This window comes from Streptosporangium sp. NPDC002721, from assembly GCF_042888905.1.
Taxonomy (GTDB): domain Bacteria; phylum Actinomycetota; class Actinomycetes; order Streptosporangiales; family Streptosporangiaceae; genus Streptosporangium.
Map to the genome: position 1 here is coordinate 1 of NZ_JBIAQI010000046.1, position 15,249 is coordinate 15,249.

13 protein-coding genes are annotated in these 15,249 nt (G+C 71.4%); 6 read left to right on the plus strand and 7 right to left on the minus strand.

The window, feature by feature from the left end; translation table 11 throughout:
• Positions 1-141 precede the first annotated feature (141 nt).
• From ACFYWM_RS41285 to ACFYWM_RS41295, 3 genes are read left to right on the plus strand one after another with little or no spacing between them, the layout of a single operon-like run.
• On the plus strand, positions 142-1,299 hold the full coding sequence (locus ACFYWM_RS41285; RefSeq protein WP_389926215.1) for a carbohydrate ABC transporter permease: 1,158 nt from the start codon (positions 142-144) through the stop codon (positions 1,297-1,299).
• On the plus strand, positions 1,299-2,189 hold the full coding sequence (locus tag ACFYWM_RS41290) for a carbohydrate ABC transporter permease (RefSeq protein WP_389926218.1): 891 nt from the start codon (positions 1,299-1,301) through the stop codon (positions 2,187-2,189). The genes ACFYWM_RS41285 and ACFYWM_RS41290 overlap by 1 nt, the downstream gene beginning before the upstream one ends.
• A gap of 44 nt (positions 2,190-2,233) precedes the next feature.
• Positions 2,234-2,464 carry a zinc-ribbon domain-containing protein gene (locus tag ACFYWM_RS41295; protein ID WP_389926220.1) on the plus strand — a complete coding sequence of 77 codons (231 nt, stop codon included), beginning with the start codon at positions 2,234-2,236 and terminating at the stop codon, positions 2,462-2,464.
• Between the two features lie 188 nt (positions 2,465-2,652).
• On the opposite strand, the gene ACFYWM_RS41300 is transcribed toward ACFYWM_RS41295, so the two are convergent.
• Positions 2,653-2,832: a hypothetical protein gene (locus ACFYWM_RS41300; protein ID WP_389926223.1), complete on the minus strand. Its 180-nt coding sequence runs from the start codon at positions 2,830-2,832 to the stop codon at positions 2,653-2,655.
• A gap of 690 nt (positions 2,833-3,522) precedes the next feature.
• Between ACFYWM_RS41300 and ACFYWM_RS41305 the strand changes: the two genes are divergently transcribed.
• Both ACFYWM_RS41305 and ACFYWM_RS41310 read left to right on the plus strand, forming a co-directional pair.
• The gene (locus ACFYWM_RS41305) at positions 3,523-3,696 is read left to right on the plus strand and encodes a hypothetical protein (protein ID WP_389926226.1); all 174 of its coding nucleotides are present in this window, start codon (positions 3,523-3,525) and stop codon (positions 3,694-3,696) included.
• A gap of 262 nt (positions 3,697-3,958) precedes the next feature.
• On the plus strand, positions 3,959-5,488 hold the full coding sequence (locus tag ACFYWM_RS41310; protein ID WP_389926229.1) for an N-acetylmuramoyl-L-alanine amidase: 1,530 nt from the start codon (positions 3,959-3,961) through the stop codon (positions 5,486-5,488).
• A gap of 38 nt (positions 5,489-5,526) precedes the next feature.
• On the opposite strand, the gene ACFYWM_RS41315 is transcribed toward ACFYWM_RS41310, so the two are convergent.
• The 6 genes from ACFYWM_RS41315 to ACFYWM_RS41340 form a co-directional block, all read right to left on the minus strand.
• Positions 5,527-6,351 carry a carbohydrate ABC transporter permease gene (locus tag ACFYWM_RS41315; protein WP_389926232.1) on the minus strand — a complete coding sequence of 275 codons (825 nt, stop codon included), beginning with the start codon at positions 6,349-6,351 and terminating at the stop codon, positions 5,527-5,529.
• Entirely contained in the window at positions 6,348-7,322 is a 975-nt protein-coding gene (locus ACFYWM_RS41320; RefSeq protein WP_389926235.1) for a carbohydrate ABC transporter permease, read from the minus strand. Before ACFYWM_RS41320 ends, ACFYWM_RS41315 begins: the two co-directional genes overlap by 4 nt.
• Positions 7,319-8,722, minus strand: coding sequence for an ABC transporter substrate-binding protein (locus tag ACFYWM_RS41325; RefSeq protein ID WP_389926238.1), 1,404 nt, complete (start codon positions 8,720-8,722; stop codon positions 7,319-7,321). The genes ACFYWM_RS41320 and ACFYWM_RS41325 overlap by 4 nt, the downstream gene beginning before the upstream one ends.
• 540 nt (positions 8,723-9,262) lie before the next feature.
• On the minus strand, positions 9,263-11,320 hold the full coding sequence (locus ACFYWM_RS41330; protein WP_389926240.1) for a substrate-binding domain-containing protein: 2,058 nt from the start codon (positions 11,318-11,320) through the stop codon (positions 9,263-9,265).
• 52 nt (positions 11,321-11,372) lie between these two features.
• The gene (locus tag ACFYWM_RS41335; protein ID WP_389926243.1) at positions 11,373-12,638 is read right to left on the minus strand and encodes an enolase C-terminal domain-like protein; all 1,266 of its coding nucleotides are present in this window, start codon (positions 12,636-12,638) and stop codon (positions 11,373-11,375) included.
• Between the two features lie 34 nt (positions 12,639-12,672).
• Complete coding sequence (locus tag ACFYWM_RS41340) at positions 12,673-13,548, minus strand: NAD-dependent epimerase/dehydratase family protein (RefSeq protein ID WP_389926246.1); 876 nt, start codon at positions 13,546-13,548, stop codon at positions 12,673-12,675.
• A 393-nt stretch (positions 13,549-13,941) separates the two neighbouring features.
• On the opposite strand from ACFYWM_RS41340, the gene ACFYWM_RS41345 reads away from it, so the two are divergent.
• On the plus strand, positions 13,942-15,171 hold the full coding sequence (locus ACFYWM_RS41345) for an alginate lyase family protein (protein WP_389926248.1): 1,230 nt from the start codon (positions 13,942-13,944) through the stop codon (positions 15,169-15,171).
• Positions 15,172-15,249 lie beyond the last annotated feature (78 nt).

Here is a 15,249-nt window from a genome sequence, read left to right on the forward strand (position 1 = left end):
CCCGGCCCCCGCCGTCCCCCCCCAAACGACCCGCCCAACCCACAAAACCACCCCCCCCCCCCCCCCCCCCCCGCCCGCCCCCCGGGCCCGCCCCCCCCCCCCGGGCGGGGGCCCCGCGTCCCGGACGTGAGGGAGACTGACGTGGCCGAGACAACGACCGCACCGCGGCGTCCCGCGCGCCGCCTTGGCGACAGGGCCAGGGAGAACATCGCGGGCTGGCTCTTCGTGGCGCCGGTGGTGGTGATCCTCACCCTGTTCATGCTGCTGCCGATCCTGATGGCGCTGTGGGTGAGCCTCACCGACTGGAACGGGCAGGGCAGCCCGTTCCGGGCGCAGGTGCCGTTCGTCGGCGTGGACAACTACACCGAGCTGTTCACCCAGGACAACCTGACGCGCCTGAACTTCATGACGAGCCTTCGCAACAACTTCTACTACGTGCTGATCGTGGTGCCCGCCCAGACGATCCTGGCGCTGGGCCTGGCGCTGGTCGTCAACCGCCGGCTGCTGAGGGGCAAGACCTTCTTCCGCACCGCGTTCTTCTTCCCCTCGGTGACCAGCTCAGTGGCGATCAGCGTCCTGTTCCTGTTCATCTTCAGCAACTCCGGCGCGGTCAACCAGCTGCTCGCGTTCGTCGGCGTCGACGGGCCCCCCTGGTTCTCCGACGCGCGAGGGGTGCTGCACCTGCTGCTGGGCTCCGTCGGCCTGGTCGACCCCGAGGCGCCTCCGGCGGCGCTGACCGGCGGTGGCCCGTTCGGGCTGTCGTGGTGGGACTGGCTGTCCGGTCCCAGCGTGGCGATGTGCACGATCATCATCCTGGTCGTGTGGACCACCTCGGGCACGTTCATGCTGATGTTCCTCGCCGCGCTCCAGGACATCCCGGTGACCCTGGAGGAGGCGAGCAAGCTCGACGGCGCCACCTCCCGCCAGCGCCTGCGCTACGTGACGCTGCCGATGCTCAAGCCGACCCTGTTCCTCGTGCTCACCCTCGGCCTGATCGCCACCTGGCAGGTCTTCGACCAGGTGTACGTGATGAGCCAGGGCAAACCCGCCAAGACCACGCTCACCCCGGCCTTCCTGTCGTACCAGACGGCCTTCAAGGAGCTGGACTACGGCTCCGGCGCCGCCATCTCGTTCGTCCTGTTCGTACTCATCGTGGTGCTGGCGGCGTTCCAGCGGTGGGTCATGCGCGACAGGGACGCCGGGGGCGGCGGCACCGCGAGACGTCCCGCACCGCACCCCGCGTCGAGCCCCGCGTCGAGTCCTGCGTCGAGTCCTGCGTCGAGCCAGAGGAGGGCATGATGTCCGCGGTCAAGACCCCCCGTTCCGCCCCCGCCCGTCCGGAGGGGGCGGGCGGGGGCATCCGCTCGCTGATCTCCACCTTCGGCGGGTACGCCGTCCTGGTCTTCTTCTCGCTCGTCTTCCTCTACCCGTTCGTCATCCAGGTCGCGAACGCGTTCAAGACCGAGCCCGACGCCGCGGCCAACCCGCTCTCGCCGATCCCCGACCCGGTGACGCTGGCCGGTTTCGAGCGCGTGTTCGTCGACACCGGCATGCCGCTGTGGCTGGGCAACTCGCTGCTGGTCACCGTCGTCATCACCGTCGGCCGGGTGTTCCTCGACTCGCTGGCCGGGTACGCGCTCGCCCGGCTGCGCTTCCGGGGGCGCAGGGCGCTCTTCACCTCGATCGTCGCGATCATGGCGGTCCCCGGGGTGGTGCTGTTCATCCCGAAGTTCCTGGTACTGAACCAGCTCGGCATCTACGACAGCTACACCGCGCTGATCCTGCCGATCGTCGCGGACGCGGCCGGGGTGTTCATCATGAAGCAGTTCTTCGAGTCGATCCCGGTGAGCGTGGAGGAGGCGGCGCGGATCGACGGGGCGGGCCGCTTCCGCGTCTTCTGGTCGGTGGTGCTGCCGATGGGACGCCCCGCCGTCATCACCCTGACGATCATCTCTTTCCAGAGCAGCTGGAACGAGTTCCCGCACACCCTGGTCGCCGTCCAGGATCCCGCCCTCTTCACCCTGCCGCGCGGCCTGGCCGACCTGGTCAGCGGCTCCCTGGGACTCGGCAGCCAGTACCCGCTCAAGCTCGGCGCGGCGGTGCTCGCGACCATCCCGGTCGCGATCATCTTCGTGATCTTCCAGCGCTACTTCATCCGCGGCGCCAACGAGGGTGCGGACAAGGGGTGACGCGGAGCGGGGAATAGCGGCCGCGTACCGGGTATGGGTGGACAATGCTCATCTTCGGTTTGCGCACGGTGGCCCACCGGCTCGGAGTGGTGACCCTGACCTGCCGCAACTGCGGCAACACGGCGGCACAGGTGCTGTCACGGCGGGTCACCAAGTTCAGCCTGTTCTTCATCCCGTTGTTTCCGGTAAGGACGAGATACGGGATGCAATGCACTTTCTGCGGAGCCTCGTACACCGTTTCCAAGGAGGAGGCGAACCAGCTGGCGGTGCGCTGACCTCTCGCGCGGCACCCGCCCCTGGCACACGGGTGCCGGGGTGAATCCACGTGCCACCACACCACAAAAGAGACATCCGCCTGTTTGGAGTCGCCTTTATGTCAATTTAAGATTTACTGGAAAAGCCGCAGCGTCACCTTTTACTCCAATGGGTAATTACCGCTGGTCACCGTTCCGGTGTTGATATTTCAACTCCTCAGAACAGCGAGTAAAACGGAAAAGATGACTAACAGCGGCAACAAAAGGATTTCGTCCTCGAAGCCCGGCGGGCGTGCCCAGGCGTGGGCGGCCATGGCGACGATCGCCGGGGCCTTCCTGGCGGCGTCGTGCCAGACGCCCGCCGGCGCCTCGGCCCAGGAGACGAACACCGTCCGATTCAACCCGCCACCGGATTTCGTCACCGCCCTCGTGGGCCGCCGACTCCCCGACGCCTCCGGAAAGCCGTGCCTCCGGATGAGGGAAAACTGCTCCGGCACGCGGTGCGCGTACCGGTCCGGCCACTGGGGATGCCCCGCCGACCAGCAGGAGGGGCGCGGCCGGAGCGGCACGAAGGGCACGGCCTGGCCGAAGTACTCCGCGGGGCCGAGAGAGACGGTGAGCCGGCGGGTCGCGGCGAGGGCCGCCGATTCCCCGGGTCCGGCGGCCGGGCAGGGCCCCGCCGGCCCGTCCGGCGATCGGGGGCCGGTCCCGCCGGGGAGCCCGCGCGCCGCGACCGACCCGCCGGGCACGCCCACAGCCGACCCTCCACCTACGACCGCGGCCGCCCCCCGGACACGGTCGTGGTCGACCCCATGGGCATACCGGGTCCGATCGGACCTCAGGGGCCCGCGGGTCCCCCGGGATCTCCGGGCCGCACCGGACCGGCGGGACCGGCCGGAGCCGCGGGACCAGCGGGACCGGCAGGCCTCGCGGGACCCGACAGCGGCCTCGCGACCTCGCGTGACGGCACCACGGAGTTCACGGCGTTCGTCTCGAGCGCGGGAACGACCTCGGTCCGGGACCCTCGGGCGACTCCCGCCTGGCACAACCTCTCCGGGCTGGCCGGTTATCCCGCCGGCGTGAACGAGGTCTCACTTGAGGAGGATCTGACCTACCTCTACGTCACGGTGGCGAACCCGGCGGGCTCTATCGCCCGGGCGGCCTGCGTCGTGTATCCCGCTCCGGGAGTGCTGCTGGTCCCGCCGTGGCCGGGCAACTGCAGCGCCTTCGTCAACCTGACCCCGCCCACCTGAGGCGGGGCGGGACCTTCCGAGAACAGGCACGTGCCGTGCCGGGACTCCCGGGCGCGGCACGCCCTTCTCGCCCGTCACGGCGGACCCCACCGGCGCGGCCCTCTGACCAGCGGATACGACGGCCTACCAGATCAAAAAAGATAATTATCGCTAACAAACAAACAAGTGTTAATTATTTACATTTATCGCAATTGTCCTTTACGGTGCCGAATCAGCCGGTGCCCGGACGGGACCGGAACCCCCGATTCCCCCAGGAGATTCCGTGCAGAACGCCCGGCCGCGCTCGCACCGCCGGTCAGCCGCGATCCTGTCCGCCGTTCTCGCCGTCCTGCTCCTCGCCCCCGCCCAGGCGGCGAGCGCCAGGTCGGCGGGCCCACTGGCGGACGCCTTCGCTCGTGCCTCCGCCGCGTACGACGTGCCGCGTGACCTGCTCGTGGCGCTCGCGTACGCGGAGACGCACCTCGACGGGCACGACGGCGAGCCGAGCGCGAGCGGCGGGTACGGGGTGATGCACCTGGTCAGCGACCCCGCCGTGCGCGCCCTGGAGCGCGCGGCCCAGCTGACCGGCCAACCGGCCGCGACGCTGAAGCGGGACGACGCGGCCAACGTCCTCGGCGGCGCCGCGGTGCTGCGCTCCCACGCCGACGCGCTCGGCCTCGACGCCATCGCCAGGAAGGACGCCGGGCGGTGGTACCCGGCCGTGGCCAGGTACGGCAACGCCTCCAGCTCCGAGACGGCCAGGCTGTACGCCGACACCGTCTACGACCTCCTCGGCAAGGGCGTCCGGGCCACCTCGCCGGGCGGCGAGGTCGTCACCGTCGTGCCCGTGGAGCTGCAGGCGGACCGCGGCGCCTACGAGCGCGTGCGGGAGCTGGCGGCCAAGGCCCCGAGCCAGGACTACCCGGCCGCGAGCTGGGTGGCCGCCCACACCGGCAACCGGACCGCCGCGAGCAGGCCGGGAAGCAACAAGATCGACCGGATCGTCGTCCACGTCACCCAGGGGGCGTACGCGGGCACGCTCTCCTGGTTCCAGAACCCCGCCGCGAAGGTCTCCGCGCACTACGTCGTCCGCTCCTCCGACGGCGACGTCACCCAGATGGTCCGCGACAAGGACATCGCCTGGCACGCCGGGAACCGGTCCTACAACACCAGGTCGATCGGGATCGAGCACGAGGGCTTCGTCAACAACGCCTCCTGGTTCACCGACGCGATGTACCGCGCCTCGGCGGCCCTGACCCGCGCCCTGTGCGACAAGTACGGCATCCCCAAGAACCGCTCGCACATCATCGGGCACAACCAGGTCCCCGGCGCCACGCACACCGACCCGGGCTCCCACTGGGACTGGGCCAAGTACATGCGGTACGTCACGGGGAGCACCGCCCCCTGGACGGCGACCGTCGACAACTCCACCTCCGGCGCGTTCACCGCGAGCGCGAACTGGACCGCCTCGACCTCCGCCGCCGGGCGCCACGGCCCCGACCACCGCCAGGCGAGGCCGGTGACCGCGAGCGACGTCGCCTGGTACCGTCTCGCCGTCCCCGCCGCGGCCACCTACCAGGTCGAGGTCTGGTACCCGGCCGCCCCGGGCCACAACGGCTCCGCCCCGTACATCGTCGCCACCTCCACCGGAAGCAGGACGGTGTACGTCGACCAGCGGGCCGGTGGCGGCGCCTGGCGGAGCATCGGGACGTTCGCCCTGAAGGCCGGGACGTACAACGCCGTCGGTGTCAGCCGCTGGACCTCCGGCACGGGAATCGTCGTCGCCGACGCGGTACGCCTCACCCGGCTCTGAGTTCCCCGGACCGGCCGGGCGGCCCGCCCGGCCGGGGGTCACCCCTTGACGGCTCCGACGAGGCCGTTGACGAAGTAGCGCTGCAGCAGCAGGAAGAGCGCGATGACCGGGATGACGATGATCAGGGACGCGGCCATCACCTCGTTGTAGTGCGGCACGTCGCTCGACAGCAGGGTCTCCAGGCCGAGCGGCAGGGTGTAGAGGGAGGCGTCGTTGAGGGACACCCGCGTCAGGACGTACTCGTTCCAGGTCGGCACCGCGGTCAGCACCGCGACCGTGATGAGGGTGGGGCGGGCGAGCGGCAGGTAGACCGACCAGAAGATCCGGAACTCCCGCGCCCCGTCCGCGCGGGCGGCCTCGCGCAGCTCCCGGGGGATCGAGCTGAAGCCGTTGGTGAGCAGCAGCACCGTCAGCGGGGCGGTGCCGTTGACGAACGGCAGGACCAGCCCCAGGTGCGAGCCCAGGATGCCGAGGTTCTTCTCCAGGATCACCACGGGGAGCAGCACCGTGATGCCCGGGACGAACAGCAGCGAGACGAAGAACCAGAACAGCGCCTTCCTGCCGGGGAAGTCCAGCACCGCGAAGGCGTACGAGGCGAGGCTGTAGACCACCAGCACCCCGGCGACGGTGAGCGCGGTGACCTGGAGGCTGTTGAGGAAGTAGTCGAAGAAGTGCAGGCGGCTCCAGGTGGCCACCAGGGTGTCCAGGGTGGGGGCGGCCGGGATGAGGTCGCCGCTCTCGAGGATCTCCTCCCTGGTCTTGAAGGCGCCGGACAGCATCCACAGGAACGGGTAGAGGCTGATGAGCGCGTACGCCACCAGGGCGGTGCGGGCGATGGTCCTCACGACGCGTGACCCGATCAACGAATCCTCCTGAGCAGCCGCGCGTTGACCAGGGTGAGCAGCAGGGCTCCGGCGAAGAGCAGCCAGCCCAGGGCGCTCGCCATCCCCAGGGTCTGGGCGAGGCCCTTCATGAACGAGAGCCGGTAGACCTGCAGGCCGAGCACGTCGGTGTGCCCGCCGGGCCCGCCGTTCGTCATGATCAGGAAGATCTGGAAGCCGTGCAGCGCGTCCCGTACGCCGAGCAGCACGATGGCCGCGGTGAGGGGCACGAGCAGCGGCCAGACGATACGGCGCAGCACCTGGCGCGGCGCGGCCCCGTCGATGTGGGCGGCCTCGATCACATTGGGGTCGATGGCCTGCAGCCCGCTGAGGTAGAGCAGGGTCGCGACGGGGACGCTCGACCAGACCAGCACCAGGATCAGCGTGGGAAGCGCGGTGTCGGGGTTGCCGAGGAAGCCCTGGGGCTGCGACAGGCTGCCCAGGCCGACCGACCGCAGGAACACGTTGATCGCCCCGTCGGGCTCCAGCACGTAGCGCCAGGCGTAGTAGACCGCGATGCCGGTGGTGACGTAGGGCAGGAAGTACACCGAGCGGAGCACCCCGCGCAGCCGCCTGACGGAGTTCAGCGCGACCGCGAGCGGGAGCGAGATCGCCACCGTGAGCGCCGGGACGGCCACCATGACCTGGAAGGTGTTCCAGGCCGCCCGGCGCAGCTCGGGGGCGAGCGCCGGGTCGGCGTAGAGCAGGTCGAGGTAGTTCTGGAGACCGACCCACTTCCACTCGGGGGTGAAGCCGTTCCACTTGGCGAAGCTCAGCGCGAGACCGGTGCCGATGGTGTAGACGCCCATCAGCAGGAACAGCGCCACCGCGGGCAGCACGAAGGCCCACCCGGTCAGCCACCGCCCCCAGCGGCTCCGGCCACGGCTGCGACCGCGGCCGGGCGGCTCCGCGGGGAGCCGCCCGGCACGATCCTCGGTGGTGAGGGTGCTCACTTGGTGGACTTCCACATGGAGCCCATGATCTTGTCCATCTCCGTCCCGGCCTGCTGCGGGGTGACCTCCTTGAGCGGCGTCAGCCTGACCATCAGGTTCCCGGGCTTGACCTGGTCGTAGTCGGAGGGGAAGAAGGTGGTGTCACCGGCCTCGTAGGTGGCCTCCGGGGCGCCGGTGAAGTACTTCTGCAGCGACGCGAGGTCGGGTCCGAGCAGGGTCTCCGCCTCCGTGCCGAGGTCGGTCGCCGGCAGGTCGAGCGAGGTCTTCGCGACGACGCCCGCCCCCTTGGGCGAGGTCACGAAGTCCAGCCACTTGACCGCCGCCTCCCGGTTCTTGCTGGTGGCGGTGACGCCGAGGGAGGTGAGCGCCAGGGGCGCCATCACGATCTCCTTGTTGAGCCCCTCGGCGGACGGCGGGATCGGGAAGGCGAGCACCTTGTCGGGGGTCATCCCGTTCTGCGCGAGGAACGCCAGGGTGAAGGTGCCGCCGATGTTGAAGGCGGACTTGCCCTGCGCGAAGGCGACGTCCGCCTCGTCGATGCCGAGCGACGTCGTACCGGGCATCCAGTACGGGGTGAGCTTGCTGTACAGCTCCAGCGTCTTGATCCCGTCGGGCGAGGCGAAGCCCTGCGCGGCGCCCTTGGCGAACAGCGCCTGGAACCTCTCCTTGCCGAGATAGGAGTGGGCCAGCGGCTGGTAGGCCCAGTTGAAGCCGGTCTGGGTCACCTTCAGCCCCAGGGAGAGGCCGCCCTGCTTCGCGTCCTTGCCGGTGGTCGCCTCCAGCGCGGTGAGGAAGTCCTCCCACGTCTTCGGCGGCGTGTCCGGGTCGAGCCCGGCGGCCTTGAGCTTCTCCTTGTTCGCGTAGACGATGCCGAACGCGCCGGCCGTGAACGGCACGCTGAACAGGGTGCCCGCCTTGACCTGCTTGAACGGCGAGTCGTTGGCCGCGAGGTCGATCCGCTGCTGGGTCATCAGCCCGGCCTCGCGGGTGGTCGGCAGCAGCCGCTGCTTCCAGGCGTCGGAGACGTCGGCGGCCAGGTCGACGAGGAGGCCCGAGGAGCCCATCTCGAGGTCCTCGCCGCCCGCGTGCATCTCCAGCACGTCCGGCAGGTCACCGGTCTGCGCGGAGCTCTGCACCTTGCTGACGAACACGTCGTCGGGGGTGATCGCCTCGATGGTGACGGCGATGCCCGTCTCCGCCTTGAACTGCTCGGCGGCCTTGGCCAGGGCGTCGGCGTGGGTCCGCTTGAACGTCCACATCTTCAGCGTCTGGCCCGCCGCCTGCCCGCCGCCCTGGCCGCCGGTCTGGCCACCGCCCTGCCCGCCGCCCGCGCAGGCGGCCGCGGTGAGTCCCACCGCGAGCGCCAGACCGGCGACGAGGACCCGCTTGCCTGCTCTCATGTCGCGTCCTTCCCCGCCACGGCGGTACGTACGGTGTGCGCGGCACGATCCGCGCACGACAATCCGGTGCTCCCGCGTCTGGCGGGCTCCGGCACCCGGCGGGCGCTGCGGGCGCTGCGGGCGCTGCGGGCGCTGTGGGGTGATCGGGATGGGCCGGTTGGCATCGGCATCGTCACTTCCTCGGGGGGGGTCGCGGAGGATGAGTCCGGGCTCTCGCCCGTGCCCCGGCGGGGATCCGGATCACAGGACGGCGGCTACGCAAATCGTTAAGATTGGTTCCGAAACTTACACGCAACACAGCGGGTGTCAAGGGTCACCCCGGAGCGAAGGGGCCCGGCCGGGCGCGACTGAACGTCCGGACCCGCACGCGCGGCGCGACGATTCAGGCCCGCACGCGTGGCGGGGCGCTCAGGCTCGCACGCACGGCGGAGCGCTCAGGCTCACACGCGCGACGGGGCGTTCGTGCCCGCACACATGACGGAACATCCGGATCCGCACGCATGGCGAAGAGCGCTCAGGCTCGCACGCACGGCGGAGCGGTCAGGCCGACCGGCGGCGGACCAGCCGGGCCGGGATGACCGTCTCGGCGGAGGGCTCCGCCGTCCCGCCCCGCAGCCGGTCCAGCAGGCGGCGGCCGCACGCCTGGCCGATCTCCCTGGCCGGGTTGGCCATGGTGGTCAGCCCCGGCGAGACGAGGCTCGCCGCCTCGATGTCGTCGAACCCCATGACGGCCAGGTCCTCGGGGACGCGCAGCCTCCGCTCCCCGGCCGTGTCGAGCGCGCCGATGGCCATGATGTCGTTGGCGCACAGCACGGCGTCCGGGGGGTCCGGCAGGTCGAGCAGGCGGGCGGTGCCCGACGACCCGCCCGCCCGGCTGAAGTGCGTGTGCGCCACGAGCCGGGGGTCGGCGTCCGCCCCGGCGGCCAGCAACGCGGAACGGTAACCCGTGACGCGCTCGGCCGCGGGCCCCTCCGCGTGCGGGCCGCAGACGAAGCCGATCCTGCGGTAGCCGCGTTCCAGCAGGTAGCGGGTGGCCTCGGCGGCCCCGCCCTCGTCGTCGCTGTGCACGACGTCGACACCGGCCTGGACCAGGCGGCCCCCGAGCCGCACGACGGGGATGCCCGCCCCGATGACGGGCAGCAGGTCCTCGGCGTGCGTGTGGAAGACCGCGAAGGCGAGGCCGTCCACCTGCCGGGCGATCATCTGCTCGATGGCGGCGCGCTCCAGCTCCCGGTCGCCGTCGGTGTTGCTGATGATCTCGTCGTAGCCCGCCGGTCCCAGCACGTCCTGGAGCCCGCGCGCCAGCGCCGGGTAGAAGGGGTTGGTGATGTCCGGGATGATCAGCCCGATCGTCTGGCTCCTGCTCGTACGCAGCCCTCGGGCGAGGACGTTGGGCCGGTATCCCAGCTGGTCGATCGCGGCCAGCACGCGCCGGCGCGTCTCCTCGGCCACCGGGCGGCGCCCGTTCAGCGCGTGCGAGACCGTGGTCGCGCTCACCCCGGCGAGCTGCGCGACCCTGGTGATGCTGGGACGGTCACCGCGGACCGGCCCGCGGACGCCCTGCCCTGCGGCACCGGCCCCCTCGCCCCCCGCCGGAGCCCGCTCCCGCGCCCCCCGCGCTCCCTCCGCCTCCCGCGCTCCCTCCGCCTCCCGGGTTTCCTCCGCTTCCCGGGTTTCCCGCGCTCCCTCCGCTCCTTGCGTTTCCCGCGCTCCCTCCGCCCGCCGCGCGGGCTCGTCCTCCAGGGGCCGCGCCACCTCGGCGGACGGGACCCGTGACGGGCCACCACGCGCGAGATCCGGCAGCTCACGGCCGGGTGAGCCACGGTCCAGCGGGTCACGTCCGGGCAGGTCACGGTCCGGCGAGCCCTGACCCACCGGGTCACGTCCGGGCAGGTCACGGCCCGGCGGGTCGAGGCCCGGCGAGTCGCGGGAGAGGAGGTCGAGGGCGGCGTCCAGCTCGTGGCGTCCGAGGGTCGCGGCGTCCTCGAAGGCGGCGCCGGCGGCGATCCTGAGCAGGGTGGACTCCCAGACCTCGCGGACGGCCGCCAGGATGAGCGCGGCCACCACCCCGGCCCCGAGCACCCCGGCCGCGCCGGGCTCACCCTCCCCCGCGCCGGACTCGATCGCCTCGCGCAGCGCGCGCTCCTGGCCCGCGAACATCTCCCGGGAGTACGACCGCAGCGCGGGGCTGTCGCGGTAGACCCTCGCGTGGACGGCGACCGCTCCGGCGTCGACCGCGTCAGCCGCGTCGTCCGTACCCTCCCCGGCCCCGACAGCGGCACCGGACGAGGGCCGGGTCATGACGCGGCGGATCGCGTCGACGGGCCGCTCCCCCGCCACGCGCTCCCGCAGGGCCAGCTCGGGAGCGGGCCACCCGAGCGGGTCGGCCTCGAAGAAGATCTGCTCCTTGACCGGGAAGTGGTTGAAGACCGTCTTGGTCGAGACGTCGGCCACCGCCGCGATCTCGGCCACAGTCACGGTCTCGAAGCCGCGCTCGGCGAACAGGCGGCGCGCCGTGCCCGCGATGGCACGCCGCGTCTCCCCTTTCCTCCGCTCACGCCGCGTGGGGGGTCGCTCCTCGGAGGGTGCCGGGACCATGGGGGGATCTTACATCGACACACTCCTTACACCCACTATAACGACAAGTTTCTCAGGGCGGCTCGATACCGCCGTCGGGCCGGCGCACCCGCGCCGACCAGCGTTCGTGGAGGTGCTCCAGCGGCGGATACTTGGCCGCCAGCGTCTCGTCCAGGTCGATTCCCCAGCCGGGCGCGTCGTTCGGGTAGAGGTATCCGTTGACGGGGCCGATCGTTCCGGGGAAGACCTCGTGGACGGCCTCGGGGTAGAGGTGTCCCTCCTGGATCTGGAAGGCGGGCGTGGTCACGTCGAGCGCCACGTTGGCGGCGGCGCCCACCGGCGAGACGTCCGCGGGCGAGTGCCAGGCGGTGCCCACGCCGGTCAGCTCGCAGAGCGCGACCAGCTTGCGCGCGGGGGTGAGCCCGCCCACCGACGAGACGTGCAGCCGCAGCAGGTCGACGCCGCCCTCGCGGACGATCCTGGCCGCGTCGGCGACGGAGCTGAGCTGCTCACCCGCCGCGATGGGCATCGGGGCGGCCTCACGGACCTCGGGCAGGCGGTCGTAGAACTCCGGCGCTATCGGGTCCTCCAGGAAGAAGAGCCGGTACGGTTCGAGCGCCCGCGCGAGGGCGATCGCCTGCTTGGGGGTGAGCCGCGAGTGCACGTCGTGCATCAGGCCCGGCTCCTCCCCCAGCTCCCGGCGGGCCCGTTCGAACAGCTTCGGGGTGTCGCGCAGGTAGCGCTGCACGTCCCATCCGTCGGGGTACGGGGAACCGGGATAGCCGCCCGGCGAGCCCGGCGAACCGTAGTGGCCGAGCCCCGGCGCCCCCGTCTGGAGCCGCACGTGGCGGTATCCGGACGCCAGGATCGCCTGGGCCTCCTCGATCGTCTCCTCCACGGTGGCCGCGCCCGCGTGCAGGTAGGTGTCGGCCGCGGCGCGCACCCGGCCGCCGAGGAGCTCGTACACGGGCATGCCCGCGCGCTTGCCCGCGATGTCCCAGAGTGCCTGGTCGACTCCCGACAGGGCGCTGTTCAGGACCGGGCCGCCCCTCCAGTAGGAGGAGAAGTGGACCATCCTGGTGATGTCCTCGATGTCGGCGGGGTGGCGGCCGACCAGGAGGGGGCCGACGTGGTGCTCCACCGCGGCGGCGACGGCGTGGAAGCGCTGGGTGAAGGTCGCGCAGCCCAGGCCGTACAGGCCGGGGTCGCTGGTGTCGACCCGGACCACCACGAGGGGCACGCCCTCGGGGGCGGTGACGATCGGCCGCACCCCGGTGATGCGGAGGGCGTCCCTGGCGGGCCAGGGGGCCTGGGTCTCGGGCATGGGAAGGGATGTCACGCGGCCTCCGCGGCGTCCGGTACGGGAAGAGGGGTCACGCGGTCTCCGCCGCGCCCGGCATCGTGAAGGGGTGCCGGACGGTGAGGCCCAGCAGGCGCCGGGCCTCACCCAGGTCGATCGGGACGGCCCGGCCCGGCAGCGGCGCCCGCCGCTCGACCCCGGGGTGGAAGCGGTCGAGCAGTTCCTCGGTGGGCTGCGGGGCCAGCGTGTCCTCGGCCGTCACGAAGATCGCGCGGTAGCCCTCGATCGGCCGGGTGAGCGCCTGCCAGGTGGCGAGGGCGGCGTCCCTGCCGTCGAGGTAGGTCCACAGCTCGGCGGCGCCGGAGCCGGGGTCCTCGGCGTACTCCTCCGCGCGTTTGTCGAGCTTGTCCCCCGGCCCGCCGAGCAGGGGGAAGCGCAGCGCGACGACCGTCATGCCGTGGCGGCGCGCCATCATCGCGGCGGTCGCCTCGTCGGCCTGCTTCGACAGCCCGTACGGGTCCTCGACCTGCAGGGGCAGCGACTCGTCGATCGGCAGGTAGGCCGGGTGCAGCGGGCGCGAGGCCCAGGGGAGACCGAGCACGGAGTAACTGCTCGCGATGGCGGCCCGGCGCACCCCCGCCCGGCCCGCCTCCTCCAGGACCACGAAGGTCGCCCGGGTGTTGCCGCAGAAGACCTCCTCCGGCGTGCCGAGGACCGGGGCCGGGATCGCGGCGAAGTGCGCGACGGCGTCCACCCCGTCGAGCGCGTCGCGAACCGTCGCGGGGTCTCCGACGTCTCCGACGACCACCCGGCCCGCCACCGGCCCGCCCGGGTCGTGCAGGTCGAGGGCGGTGGCCGCCACGCCCCGGTGCGCGAGCAGGTCGAGCATCAGCCGCCCCAGCCTGCCCGCGGCCCCGGTCACCAGGACCCGCCGGGGAACCTCACCCATGCGTCACCACCTGCGGCGGGAAGGGCACGCCTGTGTTGCAAATCGATTTGTACATATGGTCTCAGCTTGCTACCCCGCCATTGCCGTGTCAATAGCGGTACGCCCCGGGCGCGCCGGAGGCGTCCGGGGGCGTCCGGGGGCGTCCGGGGGCGACGGCATTCCTTATGACGAGGCACGCGGGAGCGACGCCGTCTCCGCACGGTCCGGTGGCACCGTCCCGCCCGGACGCAAGGAGCCCCATAAAGGGTCCCGATGGGACCTTTAAATGTTAGGAAACTTTCCTAAAGATATTGACGGATGGTTGTCGAGGTCGGTTGGATGGGCGGTCATCAAGCCCCCCGGCCGAGATCTCTCGCCACCCCCTTGGCCTGTCAGGCCAGCGAGGAGCTCCACATGCTCAGACGCATCCGAACGACGGCAACCGCGATCCTGGGTGCCACGGCTCTCGCCGTCACCACTCTCGCCGCCCCGGCCGCCGGCGCCGCGCCGCTGCCGAACCTCCCGGCCGCGCGAGTGCAGGCGCAGGCCGCCCCGGCGACCTTCACGCACCCGGGAGTCCTGGTCAGCAAGGCCCAGCTCGACTTCGTCCGGTCGAAGGTCAACGCGGGCGCCCAGCCGTGGAAGGGCGCCTTCGACCAGATGATGGGGCACTCCCTGGCGTCGCTGTCGCGGACCCCCAAGCCGCGCGCGATCGTGGAGTGCGGCTCCTACTCCAACCCCAACAACGGCTGCACCGACGAGCGCCAGGACGCGCTCGCCGCGTACACCATGGCTCTGGCCTGGTACATCACGCAGGACAGCAGGTACGCCCAGAAGGCCATCCAGATCATGGACGCCTGGTCGGCGGTGATCAAGGACCACACCAACAGCAACGCCCCGCTGCAGACCGGGTGGGCCGGGTCCTCGTGGCCCAGGGCCGCCGAGATCATCCGCTACACCTACACCGGCTGGTCCGCCGCCTCCGTCAGCCGCTTCTCCACCATGCTTCGGACCGTCTACCTGCCGAAGATCATCAACGGTTCCAACAGCAACGGCAACTGGGAACTGAGCATGATGGAGGCCGCGCTCGGCATCTCCGTCTTCCTTGAGGACCGGGCGAGCTACGACAGGGCCGTGGCCAAGTTCCGCGGGCGGGTGCCGGCCTTCATCTACATCTCGTCCGACGGCGCGCTTCCCAAGGCACCTCCGGGAAGTAGCATCGACACCCGCGCCGAGATCATCGACTACTGGCAGGGCCAGTCCACCTTCATGGACGGCCTCACCCAGGAGACCTGCCGCGACTTCACCCACACCGGGTACGGACTGTCGGCCATCTCGCACTTCGCCGAGACCACCCGGATCCAGGGGCAGGACCTCTACCCGGAGATCAGCGAGCGGCTGCGCCACGCGCTGGGCATGCAGGCGAAGTACCAGCTCGGCGCCACCGTGCCGTCCTCGCTGTGCGGGGGCACCCTCCACCTCGGGCTGGGCCCGATCACCGAGGTCGGCTTCAACGCCCTGAACACCCGGATGGGCATCGCCATGACGAACACCCAGCGTCTCACCGAGCAGCAGCGCCCGGCCGGGACGAACGTCCTCTTCGTCGCCTGGGAGACCCTGACCCACGCCGCCAACCCCAGCTGACACCGACTCCCCGAGTTCCCCGAGTTCCCCGAGTTCCCCGAGTTCCCCGAGCTCCCAGAGGGGCCGGCCCTGACGACC